The organism is Rhodoferax sp. U2-2l (assembly GCF_020594515.1).
Lineage (GTDB): Bacteria > Pseudomonadota > Gammaproteobacteria > Burkholderiales > Burkholderiaceae_C > Rhodoferax.
Genome location: NZ_JAJCTH010000015.1, coordinates 73,305 through 94,366, shown reverse-complemented (window position 1 = coordinate 94,366; position 21,062 = coordinate 73,305). Strand labels below are relative to the sequence as shown.

The 21,062-nt window shown below is 61.8% G+C and carries 25 protein-coding genes; 9 read left to right on the top strand and 16 right to left on the bottom strand.

Features of this window, described 5'->3' with window-relative positions; translation table 11 throughout:
* Positions 1–11: 11 nt before the first annotated feature.
* The 4 genes from dmpG (at position 12) to LHU53_RS14230 (ending at position 3,750) form a co-directional block, all read left to right on the top strand.
* Entirely contained in the window at positions 12–1,037 is a 1,026-nt protein-coding gene (dmpG, locus tag LHU53_RS14245) for a 4-hydroxy-2-oxovalerate aldolase (protein ID WP_227333325.1), read from the top strand.
* 14 nt (positions 1,038–1,051) lie between these two features.
* The gene (dmpH, locus tag LHU53_RS14240; RefSeq protein WP_227333324.1) at positions 1,052–1,840 is read left to right on the top strand and encodes a 2-oxo-3-hexenedioate decarboxylase; all 789 of its coding nucleotides are present in this window, start codon (positions 1,052–1,054) and stop codon (positions 1,838–1,840) included.
* Between the two features lie 29 nt (positions 1,841–1,869).
* Positions 1,870–2,061 carry a 2-hydroxymuconate tautomerase gene (locus LHU53_RS14235; protein ID WP_227333323.1) on the top strand — a complete coding sequence of 64 codons (192 nt, stop codon included), beginning with the start codon at positions 1,870–1,872 and terminating at the stop codon, positions 2,059–2,061.
* A 363-nt stretch (positions 2,062–2,424) separates the two neighbouring features.
* A complete protein-coding gene (locus LHU53_RS14230) occupies positions 2,425–3,750 on the top strand; it encodes a solute carrier family 23 protein (protein WP_227333322.1) in 1,326 nt (441 codons plus the stop codon).
* A gap of 19 nt (positions 3,751–3,769) precedes the next feature.
* Here the strand turns inward: LHU53_RS14230 and LHU53_RS14225 are convergent, their stop codons facing one another.
* From LHU53_RS14225 to LHU53_RS14170, 12 genes are all read right to left on the bottom strand, one after another.
* Positions 3,770–4,039 (bottom strand): RnfH family protein, encoded by a 270-nt coding sequence (locus LHU53_RS14225; protein WP_227333321.1) that lies wholly within the window; start codon positions 4,037–4,039, stop codon positions 3,770–3,772.
* Positions 4,036–4,725, bottom strand: coding sequence for an electron transport complex subunit E (locus tag LHU53_RS14220; RefSeq protein WP_227333320.1), 690 nt, complete (start codon positions 4,723–4,725; stop codon positions 4,036–4,038). Before LHU53_RS14220 ends, LHU53_RS14225 begins: the two co-directional genes overlap by 4 nt.
* Positions 4,722–5,393: an electron transport complex subunit RsxG gene (gene rsxG, locus LHU53_RS14215; RefSeq protein WP_227333319.1), complete on the bottom strand. Its 672-nt coding sequence runs from the start codon at positions 5,391–5,393 to the stop codon at positions 4,722–4,724. Before rsxG ends, LHU53_RS14220 begins: the two co-directional genes overlap by 4 nt.
* On the bottom strand, positions 5,390–6,478 hold the full coding sequence (locus tag LHU53_RS14210; RefSeq protein ID WP_227333318.1) for an RnfABCDGE type electron transport complex subunit D: 1,089 nt from the start codon (positions 6,476–6,478) through the stop codon (positions 5,390–5,392). The genes rsxG and LHU53_RS14210 overlap by 4 nt, the downstream gene beginning before the upstream one ends.
* Positions 6,475–7,983: an electron transport complex subunit RsxC gene (gene rsxC, locus LHU53_RS14205; RefSeq protein WP_227333317.1), complete on the bottom strand. Its 1,509-nt coding sequence runs from the start codon at positions 7,981–7,983 to the stop codon at positions 6,475–6,477. The genes LHU53_RS14210 and rsxC overlap by 4 nt, the downstream gene beginning before the upstream one ends.
* 15 nt (positions 7,984–7,998) lie before the next feature.
* Positions 7,999–8,580 carry an RnfABCDGE type electron transport complex subunit B gene (locus tag LHU53_RS14200; RefSeq protein WP_227333316.1) on the bottom strand — a complete coding sequence of 194 codons (582 nt, stop codon included), beginning with the start codon at positions 8,578–8,580 and terminating at the stop codon, positions 7,999–8,001.
* Positions 8,580–9,161, bottom strand: coding sequence for an electron transport complex subunit RsxA (gene rsxA / locus LHU53_RS14195; protein ID WP_227333315.1), 582 nt, complete (start codon positions 9,159–9,161; stop codon positions 8,580–8,582). The genes LHU53_RS14200 and rsxA overlap by 1 nt, the downstream gene beginning before the upstream one ends.
* Positions 9,161–9,694, bottom strand: a complete 534-nt coding sequence (locus LHU53_RS14190; RefSeq protein ID WP_304621935.1) for a SoxR reducing system RseC family protein — start codon at positions 9,692–9,694, stop codon at positions 9,161–9,163. Before LHU53_RS14190 ends, rsxA begins: the two co-directional genes overlap by 1 nt.
* A complete protein-coding gene (locus tag LHU53_RS14185; protein WP_227333314.1) occupies positions 9,691–10,743 on the bottom strand; it encodes an FAD:protein FMN transferase in 1,053 nt (350 codons plus the stop codon). Before LHU53_RS14185 ends, LHU53_RS14190 begins: the two co-directional genes overlap by 4 nt.
* Positions 10,744–10,777: 34 nt before the next feature.
* Entirely contained in the window at positions 10,778–11,116 is a 339-nt protein-coding gene (nifW, locus tag LHU53_RS14180) for a nitrogenase stabilizing/protective protein NifW (protein ID WP_227333313.1), read from the bottom strand.
* A gap of 49 nt (positions 11,117–11,165) precedes the next feature.
* Complete coding sequence (gene nifV / locus LHU53_RS14175; RefSeq protein WP_227333312.1) at positions 11,166–12,323, bottom strand: homocitrate synthase; 1,158 nt, start codon at positions 12,321–12,323, stop codon at positions 11,166–11,168.
* Positions 12,324–12,628: 305 nt separating this feature from the next.
* Positions 12,629–13,210, bottom strand: a complete 582-nt coding sequence (locus tag LHU53_RS14170) for a TIGR00730 family Rossman fold protein (RefSeq protein ID WP_227333311.1) — start codon at positions 13,208–13,210, stop codon at positions 12,629–12,631.
* Positions 13,211–13,461: 251 nt separating this feature from the next.
* Here LHU53_RS14170 and LHU53_RS14165 point away from each other — a divergent pair, with 251 nt between their 5' ends.
* The 3 genes from LHU53_RS14165 to LHU53_RS14155 all read left to right on the top strand — a co-directional run bounded on the left by LHU53_RS14165 (position 13,462) and on the right by LHU53_RS14155 (position 15,880).
* Positions 13,462–14,151, top strand: coding sequence for a PLP-dependent aminotransferase family protein (locus LHU53_RS14165; RefSeq protein ID WP_370632310.1), 690 nt, complete (start codon positions 13,462–13,464; stop codon positions 14,149–14,151).
* A 366-nt stretch (positions 14,152–14,517) separates the two neighbouring features.
* Complete coding sequence (locus LHU53_RS14160; protein WP_227333310.1) at positions 14,518–15,201, top strand: hypothetical protein; 684 nt, start codon at positions 14,518–14,520, stop codon at positions 15,199–15,201.
* Complete coding sequence (locus tag LHU53_RS14155) at positions 15,194–15,880, top strand: RES family NAD+ phosphorylase (RefSeq protein ID WP_370632309.1); 687 nt, start codon at positions 15,194–15,196, stop codon at positions 15,878–15,880. The genes LHU53_RS14160 and LHU53_RS14155 overlap by 8 nt, the downstream gene beginning before the upstream one ends.
* A gap of 476 nt (positions 15,881–16,356) precedes the next feature.
* Here LHU53_RS14155 and LHU53_RS14150 read toward each other — a convergent pair whose 3' ends face one another.
* On the bottom strand, positions 16,357–16,977 hold the full coding sequence (locus LHU53_RS14150; protein WP_227333309.1) for a LysE family transporter: 621 nt from the start codon (positions 16,975–16,977) through the stop codon (positions 16,357–16,359).
* Positions 16,978–17,379: 402 nt separating this feature from the next.
* Here LHU53_RS14150 and LHU53_RS14145 point away from each other — a divergent pair, with 402 nt between their 5' ends.
* Positions 17,380–17,856 (top strand): Lrp/AsnC family transcriptional regulator, encoded by a 477-nt coding sequence (locus LHU53_RS14145; RefSeq protein ID WP_227333308.1) that lies wholly within the window; start codon positions 17,380–17,382, stop codon positions 17,854–17,856.
* Between the two features lie 212 nt (positions 17,857–18,068).
* Positions 18,069–19,796, top strand: coding sequence for a 2-isopropylmalate synthase (gene leuA, locus LHU53_RS14140; protein WP_227333307.1), 1,728 nt, complete (start codon positions 18,069–18,071; stop codon positions 19,794–19,796).
* A 44-nt stretch (positions 19,797–19,840) separates the two neighbouring features.
* Here leuA and LHU53_RS14135 read toward each other — a convergent pair whose 3' ends face one another.
* The 3 genes from LHU53_RS14135 to fdx form a co-directional block, all read right to left on the bottom strand.
* Positions 19,841–20,323 carry a HipA N-terminal domain-containing protein gene (locus LHU53_RS14135; protein WP_227333306.1) on the bottom strand — a complete coding sequence of 161 codons (483 nt, stop codon included), beginning with the start codon at positions 20,321–20,323 and terminating at the stop codon, positions 19,841–19,843.
* Positions 20,320–20,598, bottom strand: coding sequence for a transcriptional regulator (locus LHU53_RS14130; protein WP_227333305.1), 279 nt, complete (start codon positions 20,596–20,598; stop codon positions 20,320–20,322). The genes LHU53_RS14135 and LHU53_RS14130 overlap by 4 nt, the downstream gene beginning before the upstream one ends.
* Before the next feature lie 109 nt (positions 20,599–20,707).
* Complete coding sequence (gene fdx / locus LHU53_RS14125) at positions 20,708–21,043, bottom strand: ISC system 2Fe-2S type ferredoxin (protein WP_227333304.1); 336 nt, start codon at positions 21,041–21,043, stop codon at positions 20,708–20,710.
* Between the last annotated feature and the right edge of the window lie 19 nt (positions 21,044–21,062).

Sequence of the window (21,062 nt, the reverse complement as noted above, 5' to 3'; positions counted from 1 at the left end):
GGAGAAACACCATGACACAAGCCAAAAAAATCACCCTGCACGACATGACCCTGCGCGACGGCATGCACCCCAAGCGCCACTTGATGACACTCGACCAGATGAAAAGCATCGCCTGCGGGCTGGACGACGCGGGAATCCCGCTGATCGAAGTCACCCACGGCGACGGCCTGGGCGGCAGCTCGGTCAACTACGGCTTTCCGGCGCACACCGACGAGGAATACCTCAGCACCGTTATTCCGTTGATGAAGCAGGCCAAGATCTCGGCGCTGCTGCTGCCCGGCATCGGCACCGTTGACCACCTGATGATGGCCAAGGACCTGGGCGTCAACACCATCCGTGTCGCCACCCACTGCACCGAGGCTGACGTGAGTGAACAACACATCACCAAGGCCCGTGCGCTGGGCATGGACACGGTCGGCTTTTTGATGATGGCGCACATGGCCAGCCCGGAAAAGCTGGTCAGCCAGGCCAAACTGATGGAAGGCTATGGGGCCAACTGCATCTACGTCACCGACTCGGCCGGCCACCTGCTGCCCGACGGCGTCAAAGCCCGCCTGAGCGCGGTGCGCGCCGCACTCAAGCCTGAGACTGAGTTGGGCTTTCACGGCCACCACAACCTGGCCATGGGGGTGGCGAACTCGATCGCCGCCATCGAAGTGGGTGCCACCCGTATCGACGCGGCGGCGGCTGGCCTGGGTGCCGGTGCCGGCAACACGCCGATGGAAGTGCTGGTCTCGGTGCTGGACCTGATGGGCATCGCCACCGGTGTCGATGTCTACAAGATCCAGGACGTGGCCGAAGACCTGGTGGTGCCGATCATGGACTTCCCGATCCGCATCGACCGTGATGCCTTGACGCTGGGTTACGCCGGGGTCTACGGCAGCTTCCTGCTGTTTGCCAAACGCGCCGAGAAGAAATACGGTGTCAGTGCCCGCGACATCCTGGTCGAGATGGGCCGCCGTGGCATGGTGGGCGGGCAGGAAGACATGATTGAAGACACTGCCATGACGTTGGCGAAAGCGCGCGCTCAAGCTTAATTTTTAGGAACCTTATGAAACTCGATAACGCAACCATCAACGCCCTGGCCGAGCGGCTGGAAAATTGCCAGCTCACCCAGACCGACACCACCAAAATCACCGACGACCATCCCGACATGGATTGGGATGACGCCTACGCGATCCAGAACGAAATCCGCCGCCGCAAGCTGGCCCGGGGCCGCACCATCGTCGGCCTGAAAGCTGGCTTGACGTCTCACGCCAAGATGAAACAGATGGGCGTCAGCACCCCTGTGTTTGGCTTCATGACCGACGATTACGTGGTGGCTGACGGCGGCGAATGCAAAGTCAGCGAATTGATCCACCCCAAGGTCGAGCCCGAAATCGCCTTTGTCACCAAGACCGAGTTGCGTGGCCCGGGTTGCCACATCGGCACCGTGCTGGCCGCCACTGACTTTGTTTTGCCCGGCATCGAAGTCATTGACAGCCGCTACCGCGACTTCAAGTTTGACCTGAAAAGTGTGGTGGCGGACAACACCTCGGCGGCGCGCTTCGTGGTTGGTGGCCAGCCCATGAGCGTGGCGGATTGCGACCTGCGCACCGTGGGCGTGGTGATGGAAAAGAACGGCATCCCGGTGGCGTTTGGTGCCGGTGCCGCCGTGATGGGCCACCCGGCTGCCGCCATTGCGGCGCTGGCCAACCTGCTGGCCGAGCGTGGTGAGTGCATTCCGGCGGGCACGCTGATTTTGTCTGGCGGCATCACCGAAGCCGTGGCCGTGCAGGCTGGTGACAACGTGACCCTGCGTGTGCAGGGCATGGGCAGCACCAGCATCCGTTTCGTTTAATTTGAATTTTTAGCTCACAGGAGTCAAACATGCCATTTGCACAGATTTACCTCATGGAAGGCCGCACCGAAGAACAAAAGCGCGCCGTGATCGAGAAGGTCACCGCCGCACTGGTGGAGGCGGTGGGTGCTCCGATTGCCAACGTGCGGGTCTGGATTCAGGACGTGCCCAAGGAAAACTGGGGCATTGCCGGCGTCAGTGCCAAAGATCTGGGGCGCTGACCGCACCAACCACCGCCGTGGGATGACACCCCACGGTGGTCATTGAGAAAGTGGCTGCGGTTGCACCAGAAGCCGTCATTGCGGGCTTGACCCGCAAGCCATGACCCCGGGGGCCTGGATACCGGGTCAGCGCCCGGGATGAGAGCCCAAGCCTCCAACGCCCGAACCGCCCAGCACCGCCTCGCTTTGCGCATGCCAGGTGCCGCAGGCGCGCCGCCTAAAATAGCCGCACCCCACGTCGTAGCGGCTCGACATTTCCCCTCCCCAACCCGTCCATCATCGTCCATCAGCCGCATGGCTGTCGGTGACGGCGGCCTGTCGCTGCGGCCATTCTTCTTTTTCTCACGATCAACACCTACCTTTATGAGCTTGCTGGACTGGACCGAAAAATCGACCGATGTACTTCGACAAGGCGGCGTCATCGCCCCGGATGAACGCCTGCCTTGGCCGCAAACCGCCGTGATGGGCATGCAACACGTGATCGCCATGTTTGGCTCGACCGTGCTGGCGCCCATCCTGATGGGGTTTGACCCCAACCTGGCCATCCTGATGAGCGGCATCGGCACCCTGATCTTCTTTGTTTTGACCGGAGGTAAGGTGCCCAGCTACCTGGGCTCCAGCTTCGCGTTCATCGGGGTGGTGATTGCGGCCACCGGGTATGCGGGCAGTGGCTTCAATGCCAACATCGGTGTGGCGCTGGGCGGCATCATTGCCTGTGGTGCGTTGTACACCGCCATTGGCTTGCTGGTTCAGGTCGTGGGCACGCGCTGGATTGAGAAACTGATGCCACCGGTGGTGACCGGCGCGGTGGTGGCGGTGATCGGCTTGAGCCTGGCCTCGGTGCCGATCAAGAACATGGCCGCCAGCAATTTCGACAGCTGGATGCAGGCCGTCACGTTTCTGTGCGTGGCCCTGGTGGCGGTGTTCACACGCGGCATGGTGCAGCGGCTGCTGATTCTGGTGGGCTTGGTGGTGGCCAGCGGGGTGTATGCGCTGCTGACCAACGGGCTGGGTCTGGGCAAGCCAATGGACCTGTCGGGCCTGTTCAATGCCGCCTGGATCGGTGCGCCGTCGTTTTCCAGCCCGGTGTTTGACGCCAAGGCCATGCTGATGATTGCGCCGGTGGCCATCATTCTGGTGGCCGAGAATCTGGGCCACCTGAAAGCGGTGACGGCCATGACCGGCAAGAACCTGGACGTCTACATGGGCCGTGCCTTCATCGGTGATGGCGTTGCCACCATGGTCAGCGGCAGCGCTGGCGGCACCGGTGTCACCACCTATGCGGAAAACATCGGCGTCATGGCTGCGACCAAGATTTACTCCACTGCCATGTTTCTGGTGGCGGCCTTGCTGGCGGTGGTGTTGGGCTTCAGCCCCAAGTTTGGCGCCATCATCCAGACCATTCCGTTGCCGGTGATGGGCGGTGTGAGCATTGTGGTGTTTGGCCTGATCGCGGTGGCCGGGGCCCGCATCTGGGTGGAGAACAAGGTGGACTTTGCCGACAACAAAAACCTGATCGTGGCCGCCATCACGCTGGTGCTGGGCACCGGGGACTTCACGCTCAAGTTTGGTGACTTTGCTCTGGGTGGTATCGGTACCGCCACGTTTGGTGCCATTGTGTTGTACGCGTTGTTGAACCGTGGCAACGGTCAGGCATCAAGCGTGCCGTCGACCACGGCAGGTCATTGAACCCGTCGGGCCCGGTGGTTCAGTCGCTGTCGTCGGCATTGCCGCGCAACGCCGCCGGATCGGCGGTGATTGGGCGGTAGATTTCCACGCGTTGGCCGGGCTCCAGCCGCGCCTCGAGCGACACGGTTTTGCTGAAGATGCCCACTTTCTGGGTGCTCAGGTCCAGCGATGGAAAGCTGCGGGTGATGCCGCTGAGTTCAATGGCCTCGCGCACGGTAGCGTGTTCGGGCACCTCGATCTCGAGCCAGGTTTGCCGATCCGGCAAGCCGTAGGCGACACTGACCTTCATGATGCGGCAGCCAGGCTGGGGGGTGTGTCCGCTGGCGCGGCTTGTGGTCGTGGCGCCTTTTTGCGGGCGTCCAGTGTGCGTTTGGCGGCAATCATCAAACCCAGCACAATGAAGCCGCCCGCAGGCAGGATCATCACCAGCGCGCCGTCGCCCGGGTACAGGCGAGTCTCCAACACCCCCATGGCTGGCCCCAACAAGTTGGCGGCACCAGAGAACACCGTGCCACTGCCACCGATTTCACGCAGGGCGCCCATCAGCGTCAGCGCCAGAGTGAAACCCGCGCCCATCGCCAGCCCGTCCAACGCCGACAAAGCCACGCTGTTTTTGCAGGCGAAAGATTCCGCCCGCCCGAGGATCAGGCAGTTCACCACAATCAGCGGAATGAACAAGCCCAGCACCTTGTGCAACTCGTGCAACCAGGCGTTCATGGCCAAATCAACAATCGTCACCAGGGTGGCGATGATCAGCACAAAGGCGGGGATACGCACCTCGTCGGTGATCAGGCCGCGTAACAACGCCACCAGCGCGTTGGAGGCGATCAGCACCGCCATGGTGGCCGCGCCCATGCCCAGGCCCTGGGTCGCGGCCGAGGTCACGGCCAGGGTGGGACACAGCGACAACATCTGGCTGAACACCACATTGTTGCGCCACACACCATCAGAAATGATGTCACGAACTTGACTCATGGTTGGGCCTCCTGAAGCAACTCGTCACGGTGCGCGGCAAACAGCCGCAGCCCGTCGCGCACGCCCTTGACCACCGCGCGTGGGGTGATGGTGGCCCCGGCAAACTGGTCAAACGGGCCGCCGTCCTTTTTTACCGCCCATTTCTCTTCGGGCGGGTTGGTCAAAGACTTTCCGGTGAAGCGGGTGATCCAGTCGGTGCGGGTCACTTCAATCTTGTCACCCAGACCGGGCGTTTCGGTGTGGTGCAGCACCCGCACACCCAGCAGTTGGCCGTTTTTGTCAATGCCCAGCAGCAACCGGATGTCGCCGCTGTATCCGGAGGTGTTGGTCTCAAAGGCAACCCCGGTGATCTGCTTGGTTTGGCGTGCCCGGTACACCAGGACTGGCGCACCATCCACCAGCAACTCCAGGGTGTCGCCCGCCGGGTTGTTGTCGTGGATGCTGGCCGGAATCACCTGCTCCAGCGAGTGGCGCAGGTCTTCCAGCGCGCTTTGTTCAATCGGCGCCTTGGTCAGGCTGTAGGCCACCGTCAGCAACAAGGTGGCAACCAGCGAGAAGCCTCCCAGCACCACGGCGTGTTTGCCTCCCACCAGTTCCATGAGCCTGGCCACACGCTGCGAAAGACTGGCCACGGGCGCCAGGGGCGGTGTTGTGTCGGTGGTGTTCATAGTTTGATCTTCTGTCCCGAGTTGGCATCCAGCGACTGGCCACGCCGACTGCGGCCAAACACGCGCGGGCGAAAGCCCCTGTCAATCAGCGGCACCATCGCATTCATCAGCACCACGGCAAAGGCCACCCCTTCCGGATAGGCCCCGAGCGAGCGGATCACCCAGGTCAGGGCACCAATGCCGGCACCAAACAACAGTTGCCCACTGCGTGATACCGGCGAGGTCACGTAGTCGGTGGCGATGAAAAAGGCGCCCAGCAAGGTGGCCCCGGACAGCAGGTGGATCGGCATCGCGGCAAAGCGGCTGGGGTCCAGCGCGTTGGAGACCAGCGCCAGCGTGGCCAGGGTGCCCAGCATCGCCAGAGGGATGTGCCAGGAGATGATGCGCAAGGCCAGCAGCAACAGCCCGCCCGCCAGCAGCAGGCCAGCCGAGGTTTCGCCCATCGAACCTGACTCGCGGCCAATGGCCAGTTGCTCAGGGGGTGGCAGCTGTTCGGTGGTTTTGGCCACAGAGATGCCGCGTGAGTGTTCGGTTTTGAGAACACCCAGTGAGGTGGCTGCACTCATGTGTTCAGGCAGCGCGGTGTGGCCTGCGAAGTAAGCCAGGGCCTGTTGGAAGGACGGCGCACCAGGGCTGCCCATTGGCGCCGGTGCCACCCACACCGTGAGCTGCACCGGGAATGAAATCAATAACACGATACGCGCCACCATCGCGGGGTTGAACATGTTTTGGCCCAAACCGCCAAACAGGTGTTTGCCCAGCACAATCGCCACCAGCGCGCCCAGAAACCCGATCCACCACGGCGCCCAGGGTGGCAAACTCAGGGCCAGCAACCAGCCGGTCAGCAGGGCCGAGCCGTCCGCCAGCCGGGCGCGCACCGGCTGGCCCAGCAGCTTCAACATCAGCGCCTCTGCGACCAGGGCCGTGGCCAGGGTGATGGCAAACAGAAAAATGGCAGGCCAGCCAAACAGCCACAAACCGTAGGCGGTGGGTGGCAGCAGTGCCGCCATCACCCACAGCATGGTGCGGCTGATGCTGTTGACGGTGTGGGTGAAGGGCCCGGCCCGGGTGGCCATGGTGATCATGTGGATTCCTCCAGCTGGCTGGCAGGTGTGTCGACCGGCGCGGCGGCGCTGGCGGCTGCGGCGGCAGCTTTGGCGGCTTTGCGGGCAGCGGCGGCGGCCTTTTTGGCTTCGGCCTCGCGCGCGGCGCGTTCGTTGCGCGCCTGGATCAGGGCGCGGATACGGTCCTGCCGCCTTGAGTCGCGGTCCAGCGCACCCAGCTGCCCCTTGGCGAAGTTGAAGTAATGCGACAGCGGGATGTGCGACGGGCAGATGAAGGAGCACGAGCCGCAGCTCACGCAGTCCTGCAGGCCGATGGCTTGTGCCCCTTGCAGGTCGCCCCGGCGCACCAGTTGCGCCATCTCCAGCGGCACCAGGCCGCAGGGGCAAGCCGAGACACAACTGCCGCAGCGGATGCAGGGCGATTCGGCCCCGTCGTTGACCTCGTCGGCAGTCAGCGCCAGCACACCGCTGGTGCCCTTGACCACCGGCACCTGCACCGACGGCAGGGGCGCACCCATCATCGGGCCACCACCAATGAGTTTGTGTGGCACCGGGTGCAGGCCACCGCAGAACACCAGCAGGTCTTCCACCAGTGTCCCCAAGGGCACATTGATGTTGGCTGGCTCGCGGATGCCGCGCCCAGACACCGTCACCACCCGGCTGATCAGGGGTTCACCGCTGCGCACGGTGCGCGCCACGGCGCGTGCGGTGGCCACGTTGTGCACCACCACACCGATGTCTGCCGTGAGTTTGCGTGAAGGTGTTTCGCGCCCGGTGCAGGCCAGCACCAGGTGGCGCTCGGAGCCCATCGGGAAACGGGTTGGCAGGGCCATCACCTTGATCCAGGGCTCCACCCGGGCTGCCTCGCGGATGGCGGCCAGCGCCTGTGGTTTGTTGCGCTCAATCGCAAACACCACCGACTGCACCTCCAGCGCATAGGCCAGGATACGCACACCGTCGATCACGGCGGCGGCCTCTTCGCGCATCAGGCGGTCGTCGCAGGTCAGGTAGGGTTCACACTCGGCCCCGTTGATCAGCAGGGTGTCGAGCTGGTAACGGCTTTTCAGGTCGAGCTTCACCGCAGACGGGAAAGCCGCACCGCCCATGCCCACAATACCCGCCGCTGCCACGCGGCTGTTGAGTTCAGCGGGTGTCACACCCAGCGGAAAATCGTCGGTGATGGGTTTGGGCAGCTCGGCCCAGCGGTCTTGCCCGTCGGTGGCAATGATGATGGTCTTTTGCCGCAAACCGGACGGGTGTGGTGCCACATACTCTTCAATGGCAACCACCGTGCCGGAGCTCGAAGCATGCACTGGCGCCGACAAACCCGGCGCCGCCTTGGCAATCAACTGGCCCTTGAGCACGGTGTCACCCACCGCCACCACGGGTAGGGCAGGCGCGCCAATGTGTTGCTGCAGCGGCAGGTAGAGCCTGCGCGGCAGCGGCATAGGCACCACCGCTTTTTCGCTGGACAGTTCCTTGTGGTACTGCAGCTTGACGCCGCCACGAACACGAAAAGACCACATGCTGAAACGTCCTCGTTATTCGGTTGTCAAAGGGCTGGCCACGGCCGTTTTGGGCTTGGGTTTGGGCCAGTGCCAGGTGGCCAGCGTTGGCAGCACCGGTTTCATCACAATCGCTTGGGTCGGGCACTCGGCCACACACAGGCCACAGGCGTAACAGGCCTCGGGCAGCACGGTGTGCATCTGTTTGGCGGCTCCCACTATCGCGTCCGAGCCACATTTGCGGATGCAGCGGGTGCAACCAATACAACGCGCTTCTTCCACCCACGCCACCGTCGGCAGGGCCTCGTCTGAACCATCCATCACCAGCCGCATTCCCAACAAATCAGCCACACGTTGTGCCGTGGAGGCGCCACCGGGTGGGCAGGCGCTTGGGGCGGCGCGGCCGTCCACCATGGCGGCAGCGGCCTGTTTGCACCCGGCAAAACCACATTGGGCACAGTTGGAGCCTGGCAGCAGCGCGGCCACTGCCTCGGCGCGGTCATCCACCGGTGTCGACAAATAACGTGACGCCACCCCCAGAATCACGCCCAGAACCGTGCCCAGCACACCGATGGCGCCCACCGCCTGCGCGGCATGGCTGAGTGCGGTTGCGTCCATCAGTGGCCTCCCAGTCCGGCAAAACCCATGAACGCCAGCGACAAAACACCGGCGGTGATGAAACCAATCGGCGCCCCCTCAAAAGCCTTGGGCACCGAGGCCAGGGCCAGGCGTTCACGCAGCCCGGCAAAAATCACCAGCACCAGGCCAAACCCCGAGGCCGCGCCAAAACCACGCAACAGGCTGGCGACAAAGCCGTGACCGGCCTGGATCGTCAGTAGCGCAATGCCCAGCACCGCGCAGTTGGTGGTGATCAGCGGCAGGTAGACGCCCAGCGCCTCGTACAGCGGCGGTGAGATGCGCCGGATCACCATCTCGGTGAACTGCACCACTGCAGCAATCACCAGGATGAAAGTCATGGTGCGCAGGAAGGACAGGTCCAGCGGCGCCAGCAGCAGCGCCTCGGCCACCCAGACAAAACCGGTGGAGAGGGTCAGCACAAAGGTGGTGGCCAGCCCCATGCCAATGGCGGTGTCGATGCGCGACGAGGTGCCCATGAACGGGCACAGCCCCAGAAACTTGGCCAGCACCACGTTGTTGACAATGGCGGTGCTCAGTAACACAAGCAAAAAGTCATGCATCACAGACCCCGCTGCTCAACCACGGGAATGGCGACACGGCGCAGCGGCTCTGCGCTGGACGACCCACAGCCCGCGCCCGCCGCGCCGCTGGCGCGCCCCAGCACCACCGGCACCAGCGCCTCACGCCAACGCCGCGCCAGCACCCGTGCCGCAGCCACACCCAGCAACAAACCTGCCAGCGCCGCGACCACCGCCACCGTGTCACCTGCCGTTTGCAGGGCACTGGCGGCGACCAGCATCGTCAGCAGCGGCAAGGCATAAGCGGTCAGAGAGGCGCGTGTCAGCGCCCGGCGGTCCACCCCCACCAACACCTGGTCACCCAAGGACAGCAGGGGCTGGCCTGGCCCCAGGTCGCGCGGCACACACCAGCTGGCGCCGCGTTTGGCCTTGCCACTGCCACAGGCACTTTGGGTGGCGCAGCTGCCGCAGGCCGGTGGCGCCTCGGTGGCCAGCCAGACCCGGTCACCGTCGACACCAACCACGCGGGCCAGGCCCTCGATCAAGGCTTCATCGGGTGGGTAGGGCGTGTTCATGACAGCTCACTGACCTGGCCAGCGTGGTTGATGCAAATGGCACGGCAACCCGGTTGGGTGCGCAACAAGGCCAGCCGCGCTGACACATCGGTGCTGGGAATCAGCGCCAGCGCGGTGGACAAGGCGTCACCTTGCGTGGCTGTGGGCGCCACCACCGTGACACTTTCATAAGCGGGGGCGGTGCGCCCTGAGCGCGCATTGATCAGGTGGGTGTAGCGGCCAGCGTCATCCAGCCGGGTGCCATAACCACCGGAGGTGGCCACCGCTTGGTCCAGCACCGACAGGGTGTGGATCTCCCGGCTCGGTTCACGTGGGTCAGCCAAACCAATTTGCCAGGCCGAACCATCGGGCTTGGGCGCCACCGCGCGGGGCTCCCCCATGTCGACCAGCATGTGGCTGAAGCCGTGGCTGCGTAACACCGCGCTGCAGCGGTCGGTGATGAAACCCTGCGCCACGCCGTTGAGTGACAGCGCCATGCCAGGGCGGGCCAGCCGAACCTGGGAGCCTGTTATCTGCACTCCCTGCCAGTCCACCAGAGCACGGGCCTGCGCCACCTGCTCCTTGGCCGGTGGCGCTGTGTTGGCACCGGTCACAAAATGCTCAAAGTACAGACGCCACAGCGGCTGGATGCTGGGGTCAAACACGCCCTTGGAGGCTGCCGCCATGTCCAGCGCGGTGCCCAGCAGTGACACAAATTCGGTTGGCGCATCCTTGAGTTGGCCGCTGCGGTTGAGCTCGGAGATCAGCGAGTCAGCGCGAAACAGGCTGAACATGGCCTCCAGTCGGTTCACCTCGGCCAGCATGGCCGACAGTGCCGCCTGGGCGCGTGTCGTGTCGCCCCCATGGTGGAGGGTGACCGAGGCGGGCGCACCCATGGCCAACCCCTGCCACTGCAACGGGGCGGCATGGGCGCCTTGCTGAACGCGCCAGGCCACCAGTGGCACCGCCGCAGCCAGCAGCATCAGGCGGCGCCGGGTCAGCAGACCCTGCCGGGGCGCAACAACAGCCTGACTGACAGCCGTGACAGGGTGTGAAGGGCGTTGGGACACGGTGACTCCTTGGGGCTTGTCGAGGTGCTGCGCTTCAGGCCAGGGCGTGGCGTGGCAGCGATGACTTGAGGCTGTCCAGCGACACATGCTGGCGGCCATTGACGTCCTGAAACACCTTGAACACCTTTTCCTGTGCCGGGGTGGACTTGACGAAGTCGTTGTAGGCCTTGATCAGCTGCTCGCGGTAGGCGGTGTACAAGCCCACTTCGTTGCTCTCGGCCAGCAGGTTCTCTTGGCGGATGTACTGGAAGAAACGTTTCAGGATGTGCAGGCGGCTGACGTTGACCACACTCTGCTCAAACGGCACCCCGAAGTAATGCAGGAAGTCCTCGGCCGAGGAGAGGGCTTTGAGCTGTTGAAGAAAGGTTTCCATGGGGTGTCCTCCGGTGTGGCTGTGGGTGGGCAGTGGTGCGTTCGGTGGTTTAGGCTGCTCTGGCAAAAGCCAGAGGTGTTGGCCGTGCCAAAGACTCCAGCAAAAAGCTGCGCAGTTCGTCCGCTGTGGCTTCCTGCTTGACACGCATGGCATGGTCGCGGATGCGCCCAAGCAGGCGGGCGGTCAGGGCGTCGTCGTCCAGCACCACCCCCATCTGGGCATAAGCCTGGCGCACAGCCTGGGAGCCCGAATGTTTGCCCAGCACGGTGCGGCGCTGGCGCCCCAGCTCCGACGGGTCAAAACTCTCGTAGGTCGAGGCGTTTTTGAGCAGACCGTCGATGTGGATGCCGGACTCGTGGGTGAACACCGCCTCACCCACAATGCTTTTGTTGAACGCCACCTGGCGCCCCGAAGCGCGTGCGACCAAGTGCGAGATGGTCACCAGCGCTTGTGTGTCAACACCGGTGCAAGCGTGGTGTAGGTGGCGCACCCCCATCACCACTTCTTCAAGGGCCGCGTTGCCAGCACGTTCACCGAGACCGTTGACCGTGGTGTTGGCATGGGTGGCGCCAGCGCGCAGCGCGGCCAGGGTGTTGGCAGTGGCCAGGCCCAGGTCGTTGTGGGCATGGATCTCGATCTCGATGTCGACCGCGTCGCGCAATCTGGCAATGGCGTCATAGGTGGTGAACGGGTCCAGCACCCCCAGTGTGTCGGCAAACCGGATGCGGCTGGCACCACAGGCTTGCGCCCGACGTGCCACCTGGGCCAGAAAAGCCGGGTCGGCACGTGAGGCGTCCTCGGCGCCCAGCGACACCGTGCGGCCGCTGGCCACTGCCTGGCTGATCACCCGCGTGACCTGTTCAATCGCCCAGTCGCGCGACTGGTTCAGCTTGTGCTGCAGGTGGATGTCCGACACCGGGATCGACAGGTGGATGATTTCCGCATCACAACGCAGGGCGCTGGCCAGATCGGCCTCGGTCAGGCGGCCCCAGACCATCAGCTGGGCGGGTAACTGGAGGGCCGCGATGGCATTGATGCAGGCGATCTCTTCCTCACCCATGGCCGGGATGCCGACCTCCATCTCGGGCACACCCGCTGCTGACAACGCGGTGGCAATCGCACACTTCTCGGCCACCGTGAACGCGACACCGGCGGTTTGTTCGCCGTCGCGCAGGGTGGTGTCGTTGATGATGGGGTTCAGAGGCATGGTGTCGCTTCCTTTGCCTACCTCTTTGCAAGGCTTATGCCATCTGCATTTGCGCCCTTTTTCAGCCATTTAGCCCGATTGGCGGACCAGTTTGTCGGTTCTGGGTGGCACTTTCAGGCCAGCTGGCCGACGGCGCTTGTCGGAATTGTGGTGTTTCGCACAGAGCGTGGCTGCGCAGCAACACGCAGTTGTCCTGCGGTTGGTAGAAGTGGAATTGCTGCGACTTCCATAGTGGCTAGCCCTTGATTTATAAGGGCTAGAAGGCAATTTCATTCGCAAACTGGGCTTCAGCCCAACAGATGCGATCAGGTCTGACCCTTCTCCACCCACTTCTGGACGGTAGGCGCCTGGTAGCTGGCAAAACGGTCCAGCAGCGCGTCGGGCGTGGGCTCCACCATCAAGGTGCTGCGGTGTGCTGGCCGCACGAACTGCTCGGCCACCGTGTGGTCCAGGAACGTGGTCAGACCGTCGTAATACCCCGCCACATTGAGCAGGCCGCAGGGTTTGGCATGAAAGCCCAGTTGCGCCCAGGTCCAGACCTCGAAAATTTCTTCCAGCGTGCCAATGCCGCCCGGCAGCGCAATAAAGCCGTCTGACAGCTCGGCCATCAGGGTTTTGCGCTCGTGCATGGAGCGGGTGACATGTAACTCGGTCAGCCCGGTGTGCTCGATCTCCTTGCGCTTGAGGGCTTCGGGAATCACACCCACGGCGCGCCCGCCCAGTTGCAAGACCGAGTTGGCGATCAGCCCCATGATGCCGACGCTGGCACCGCCATAAACCAGCCCCAGGTCGCGGTCTACCAAGGCCTTGGCCAGCGAGCGCGCACCGTCTGCATAGGCCTCCAGTCGACCCGGGTTGGAGCCGCAATAAACGCAAATATTTTTCATGCTGTGTTGTGAGGAATGTGTTGAATCAAATCACATCCGTCTCGACTGGCCGCCCGTCATTCAGACAGACCCAGTGGACGCGCGTGTCAAAGTGAACATGGGATTGTGGTGCCAAATCAAGGGGCTCCAGACCCAGCGCACAGGCCATATGGCGATGTCAGAGTGAGTGTGCCGTTAGACAACCTCCTCGATGCACGCCAGGGCGACTGGGCCAGGCGCATGCGGTTTGGGGACCCAATCACGCGCGAGTGATGCCGATCAGTACGCCAGCCCCTGAGACGCGCGCCTTGGGCCCCCAAGCCCGGTCGCCTGACGCAATCACCCTGTCTCAGCCGTGCCGGTCAAGGCGGATTGAAGACGACACCTACAGCGAGCTGGTCAATGAAGGCCAACGCGGTGATGCACCGCTGGGCGCCATGAAGTCATGGGACACCACGGGCAATGTGATTTACTGCGCATCACTGCACAAAATTCTCGCGCCCGGTATGCGCCTGGGCTGGATGGCCGCCGGACACTGGCAAGCCCGGGTCGAAATGCTCAAGTTCACCCAAACCCGCAGCAACGAGGAGCTGTCACAACTGGCGGCGGCAGACTTCATCGCCTCACCCGCCTACGACCGCCATCTGCACCGCTTGCGCGCCACCTTGCAGGTTCAGCGGCAACACACGGCGGAAACCATTGCCAGCCATTTCCCGCCCGGCACCCGCCTGACTCTGCCCGACGGTGGCTTGTCGCTGTGGGTGGAAATGCCGCAGCAGCTGTCGAGCAAACGGGTGTTTGATGCGGCCTTGAAAGAGCAGATTCTGGTCAGCCCCGGCCTGATGTTCTCCAACTTGCTGCTCTTTGACGCCTTTCTGCGCATCAGCTGCGGCTGGCCGGTGGACAGGGATGTGGAGCAGGCGCTGAGGCGGCTGGGGCAGATCGTGACGGGGTTGTTGTGATTGCCTGCCCGGCCTTGGTGGGCACTGTGCAGGCCAATCGTGGGCATTGGACTTCGGATGACCCTAAACTTTTGGAGTCGCCCTGTCCTCCCTGGATCGATTCCTAGAAATTGATTGCATGAGTCAACACGCGGCAAGCATCGTGTTCTTTTGCGAGACTGCGGAACGGTTTTCGGCGCGGGCGGGCCGATTGTTTCGCTAGCCTATTTGGGTGTTTTTGGCAGGTTGGAGGTTTTGAACGACGCCCCGTCGCCCAAGAAGTCCCCAGGAGACTACTGAAACGATTTGGCAACATAGTGCGACAATAGAGATTGCGAAATACAATCGCTTTTATCGCACTATCGACCCCGTTTTCATGGAGTAGTCATGGTTAACTTAAAAGGATCAAGCGCCAGATCGGCAGATGGTTCGTTTGTACCGACTGAACGCACTCGCGTAGAGAACACGGCTCTCACGTCACTGCTGCCGCTTTTGGATAAGTCTAGATTGAAGGACAAAAACAAGGTCGATACCTACATACTTACACTTGCAAAGCTGATGAAAGACATGGAGGGACTCAGAAGAGGTTTGGACGTTCTTCAGAGATCAGCTGTGGATGATCACTGGGCGACAAAAGCCTTAATAGAAGAGACTCCAATTCGAGGCCTGGATCAGGTCAAAGACAAACTGAGGCGAAGGGGCGTTGAAGCTGTCCTCTCTGGTACGGAATGGCTCAAGGCAAAAGAGGTGGGGGAACGTGCAGCTCCGCTCGCCGAAAACAAGCATTCGCTGGTCTCACGGTGGCAAAAGGCTGGGAAGATCTTTGCGATTGAGCGTGCTGGCGTGAAATACTACCCCAACTACATTTTTGATGATTTGGGTAATCCGATCCCAGAGGTAGCGGAAGTGCTCAAGAGTTTTGAGGGATACACACCGATTCGCGTTGCATCCTGGTTTGAATCGACCAGTTCCGCAGCAGGCGGCAAGCGCCCGAGGGAACTGCTCAGCAATGAGCCAAAAAGCGTAATCGAGTTGGCAAAGGAGCACGTGGAGGGTGCTTTGCATGGCTAGTGCTAAGCCCGTCAGCACCTCTATGGCGAGCATGGCTCCACTGCCGTACCCACCTCCGAAAAACTCCTTTAGAGAACATTCAGTTCCTGCTGGCATTTGGTATCGAGTCCACAACTACGACGCAAGCACCGGCTTGTACGGGCCAACCCAGTTCAATGACACAAAACGCGGAAATGCACGCTTTAGCCCTTTGGTCGATAGCACCGGTAAAGTCATCCCGACCATCTATGCCGCCAAGACAGTACGCGGGGCCATGGCCGAAATCCTTCTGCACGATGTGCCAACGCCATCTACGAACTACCAGCACGACTGGGAGAGGGACAAATCGGGCAATCACCACCTCTCGCGGATTTCGCTCACGGATTTGAGCCTCGTTAACTTGACCACTCTTGGCTTGCGTGCTGCGGGTCTGACTGTGGCTGAAATTTTTGGTACGGAAAAGCCTGATTACCCACGCACCCGAGAATGGGCGTTGCACATCTGGAAGACGATGCCAAAGGCGCAGGGCTTGCACTGGATGTCCGTGCGAGACAACACGTGTGAGGTTGTGATTTTGTTTGGGGATCGGCTGAAGAGTAACAACATCCAGGATGAAAGGGACTCCAAGCACGTCATTCACTACGAGGCAGAGTTGATGAAGTTGCTGGACGATCTGGGTGCATCGTTAGCAGGAGCATGATGAAGGCCATCGTTAGGTTATGCGGTTGCGCGCTTCACTCCCATCGTTTTGCTGCCTAAATTGGCATCGCACGATTTCAGCAAGATCAGGGGGCCACTTTGACGTCAATGCCCGGAATGTCTGCCATCAGGCAAAGAGCATGAGCCAACCGAATTCCGCTTTGGGTCGATACCTATCTCCGAGGCCGGGCAATTGATTCGCTGTCTTGAATCCAAATCTATTCCCCACAACCCACCCGCCTAGCGCCACGCACACCAAGCTGTCAACAAACTTCTCTATTGATGATAGCTACCTACCCTTGATTTACCTGGTCTAGAGGCCAATTTCATCCACAAGTGCCTGGGATGCCATATCCTTTCGCCGCGCCGTCTTCGTGCGTGAAGAGGCATTTGCCGTCTGGGCTCAAGCTGGCTTACTGGTCGTCGTCCGGGGAGATCGCCGCTACGGGGAATGGGGTGCGCTCATCGCGCCCGCTCTTACCGGTTGTTGGCCGCGAGCTTGAGCCCAAACCCGATCAGTGCCAAACCGGCCAGCCGGGTCGCTATCTTGCGCGCCGAGGGCAGGGCTTTCAGGCGGGCCGCCACCGCATTGCCGACCAGAACCAACCCGGCCTGGTACAGCAGGCTGAGCACAGTGACATGGGCCATCATGACCGCCAGTGTCAGCGCCGAGGCCTGTGGCTGGATAAACAGCGGAAAGAACGCCACAAAAAACAGGATCACTTTCGGGTTGGTCAGGCTCACGGTCAAGGCTTGCCGGAAGTAGACGCGCGGCGAGCTTTGTTCTGTCTGCGAGACGGGCGCAGCGTTGACCGGTGTGCGCAGCAGTTGCCAGCCCATCCAGCACAGGTAGCCCGCGCCAAACCACTGCAATGCCTGGAACAGCATCGGGTTGGCCTGCATGGTGGCGGCCAGTCCGGCCACGGCGGCGAACATCATGATGAAGTCACCCAGCAGCGTTCCCAGCACGGCGGCCATACCCACTGCGATGCCGTGGCGTGCTGTGGCATTCAGGATGGCGATGGTGCCCGCACCGGGAACCAACTGAAAGACAAGCACGGCAAGCACAAAGCTGGTGTAGTTCTGGATGTCAAACATGGCGATGAGGCAGATGCAGGGGTTGAGGGCAGGTCGCCTCATCTTAAACCGGCATGCCGGGCAGCGACAAGCAATCACTCTATTTGTGATAGCTGAGGGCGTAATGTGGGTGAAGGCTGCAGGGCGATTGGGCGGTGGCTTGTGCGTGCCACCAAAGCCATTTTGATGATTCAAAGGCCGAGCCCCGCAGGCAAGGGTGATGCCCGGGGGAAGGTGACTTGCAAATAGGTCCCTTGTGAGGCCCCACTGCGCAACACTGGCTCGTGACCAGCTTGCTGGGTGCTGTGGATGACAGATGCCTTCAGTGTAGGCCGCAGGCCGGGGCAGAAGATTGCGTTGTTGCCTTGATTTGCTTTTAAGTTGGCATAACATGCTTCAATCAAATCCAACATTGGCAGAAATATGAAGATTGACCGCTACGACCAGCAAATCCTCGACATCCTGCAGGCCGATGGCCGCATCAACAACCAGGAGCTGGCCGACCGCATCGGCCTGTCGCCGTCACCGTGCCTGCGTCGGGTGCGGGCGCTGGAAGAGTCGGGCCTGATCACCGGTTACCACGCCCAGCTCGACGCCAAGAAGCTCGGCCTGTCATTGATGGCGCTGATTCATATCTCCATGGACCGGCACACGCCCGAGCGTTTTGCCAACTTCGAGGCTACGGTGAGCTTGCTGCCTGAGGTGCTGGAGTGTCTGTTGATCACCGGCCAGTCGGCCGACTACCAGCTCAAGGTGGCGGTGCGCGACATGGACCATTACCAGGCCTTGCTGCTCAACAAGATCACCCGCATCGAGGGTGTGACCGGTGTGCACTCCAGCTTTGTGCTGCGCCAGGTGGTCAGCAAGATGGCGCTGTCGGTGGTGAGTGGTGCGCTGTGAGCGGCAATTGCGGCCATGGCTATTCTTCGTAGCGGGTCTGGCTTTCTTTGGCCAGATGTCTGATTGAGACACGAAAATTGCTGAATAAATATAAAAGCAGCAATAGTCTGTCTAAAAAGATCGAAAAGATGACAAAAACGCAATCATTCACCCCGGCTTCAAGCCTACGATAGCTATCACTGTCCGTTATCGCTTCCAGAGGAACTTGCTCCATGTTGTCCAACCCCGCCACCAAATACCGCGCCTTTCCCACCATTGATTTGCCCAACCGCCAATGGCCGTCGCGCAGCATCACCCAGGCTCCTATCTGGATGAGTTCGGACCTGCGGGATGGCAACCAGTCGCTGTTTGAGCCGATGAATGTGGAGCGCAAGATGCGCATGTTCCGCACCTTGTGCCAGGTTGGGTTCAAGGAGATTGAGGTCGCGTTTCCGAGCGCCTCTCAAACCGACTTTGACTTTGTGCGCACCCTGATCGAGGGCGGCCACATTCCCGACGACGTGACCATCGAAGTGTTGACCCAATCGCGGGAACACCTGATCCGGCGCACGATTGAGTCCCTCAAGGGCGCACGCCGCGCCATCGTGCACGTCTACAACGCCACCTCGCCAGCGTTTCGTGAGATTGTGTTTGGCATGAGCCGGGATGAGATCAAGGCGCTGGCGGTGTCTTCGGTGCGGCTCATCAAGGACTTGTGTGCGCAGCAGCCTGAGACCGAATGGGTCTTGCAGTACAGCCCCGAGGTGTTCACCAGCACCGAGCTGGACTTTGCCTGCGAGGTGTGTGACGCGGTCACCGCCGAGTGGGGCGCGACACCCGACAACAAGGTCATTTTGAACCTGCCTGCCACGGTGGAAGTGGCCACGCCCAATGTGCATGCCGACCAGATCGAGTGGATGCACACCCACCTGGCACGCCGCGACAGCGTGCTCATCAGCGTGCACCCGCACAACGACCGGGGTTCGGCCGTGGCCGCTGCCGAGTTGGGCCTGATGGCGGGCGCCGACCGGGTCGAAGGCTGTTTGTTTGGCAATGGTGAACGCACCGGCAATGTCGACATCGTCACCTTGGCTTTGAACATGTACACCCAGGGCATTGCCCCAGGGCTGGATTTCTCTGACATCAACGCCGTGGCCCGCACCGTGGAGCATTGCAACCAGTTGCCGATCCACCCACGCCACCCGTATGTGGGTGACCTGGTGTTCACCGCTTTCAGTGGCTCACACCAGGACGCCATCAAAAAAGGTTTTGCCGCCCAGCAGGCTGCCGGGCCGGATGCCTTGTGGAATGTGCCCTACATGCCGATTGACCCGGCTGACGTGGGCCGCAGTTACGACTCGGTGATCCGTGTCAACAGCCAGAGTGGCAAGGGCGGTGTGGCGTATTTGATGGAGGCCGAGTTTGGTGTGGTCATGCCGCGGCGTTTGCAGGTGGAGTTTTCGGGCGAGGTGCAAAGTTACACCGACAGCCACGGCGGTGAGATGACGGCACAGGACATCTGGAAACTGTTCGAGAGCACCTATCTGGACGCCCCCGGCGCGTCAATGCGTTACGTGGAGCACCACCTGTTTGACCATGTCACACCGGGGAGCAAAAACCGTGTGCAGGGTATTCGCATCGGGGTGGAGGTGAACGGCCAGCCCATGTTGCTCACCGGCGAGGGCAATGGCCCGATCGACGCGGCGGTGCATGCGCTCCAAGGCGCTGGTATCGAGGTGCAGGTGCGCAGTTATGAGGAGCGATCCACCCGCGCCAGCACCCACGCCGGGGATGCCCAGGCCTGCGCTTTTCTGGAGCTGGTGTCCGCTGCCGGTGGCACGGAGCGCTATGGGGTGGGTATGGACACCAACATCGTCACCGCCTCGGTCAAGGCGCTGCTCAGTGGGGTGAACCGGCTGGGCTTGGTGGCTGCACTTGAGTTGGAGAGTGAAGCGGCCTGAGGGGTGGGCTGAGTTTGCCCACTGTCACACAACGCAGGCTACTTCTATGACTCACTCAGAAGGCGTTTGGACATCTGCTGCGTTGTTGTGCGCACAAAGCTTTGCAGGCGCAGGGCCAGGGTCTTGGCACCTGGCAGCCTCAAGCGTGCGGCCAGTGCCGCCCAAGTGGTGGCTTGGTAGGCCGGGCGCTCAGGGCTTTGACCCGCTGGCAAGATGACAAAACCACCCGCCGTGTCCCCCGCCACTTCGCGCAACAAGGCAAACAGGGTGGAGGCTTTTTTGCTGCTCGCAATGAAGCGGCGCAACTCACCCTCGGGCAGCAGGTTTTCAAAAAAGGCCGTGACTGCCGCGCTGCTGATCGGGCCTGCCGTAGGTGTGATGGCAGCAATTTGCGCTGTCTCGGGGCGGGCCAGCCACGCGTCGCTGTAAGTGAAGGACAACGGCGCGCTGTCAAACACGTGGCCCACCAGCTGATCACCGAAAAAAACCGCGAGTTGCGCCATCTCGGGCATCGGTTCGGGTGTCACTGGCTGGCTCCCGCTTTGGCGCGAATCACCACCTCCAGGCCCAGCAAGGCCAGCACATCAAGCACCTTTTGCAACTGCAATGTGGGTTTGCCCTGCTCCAGCTCGACGATGAAGCGGTTGCCGGTGTTGCTCAAGCCAGCAACATCCAGCTGCGTGAGCGCCATCTGTTGTTGACGTTCACGCGCCAGCTGGCCGAGTTCGGCAGTGCTCTGAATCACCTGGTCACTGCCAGTCAAAAAATGACCGTTCGGGATGATTTTTTTGCTTGTGCTCATGGTTGGTCCTAAAACTTACCGTTCGGTAATTCTAGGGCGAATGGGATGAACTTGGGAGCAAAAATGACCTATCGGTCATATGCCTGCCGTGGCGACCGGCTTGAATCTCTCAATGCTCCCGCGCATGGTTGCGCGTGTGTCTGGGCAGCTCGATGGTGATGTCGCTCTCGCCCAGCTTGATACAACAGGACAGGCGCGACTGCGCCTCCAGGCCCCAGGCGTTGTCGAGCTGGTCGTTCTCGTTGTCATCAGCCCCAGCCAGCGAATCGCCGCCTTTGCGCACATAGACGTGGCAGGTGGAGCAGGCCGCCACCATCTCGCAGGCGTGTTCAATCGCCACACCGGCCTTGAGCAAGCCTTCGCACAGAGACTTGCCGGGTTTGATCTCGATGTCCCGCCCCTGCGGGCACAGTTCGGGGTGGGGCAGCAGGCGGACTCTGGGCATGTGGTGTTTTTTTGGGGTG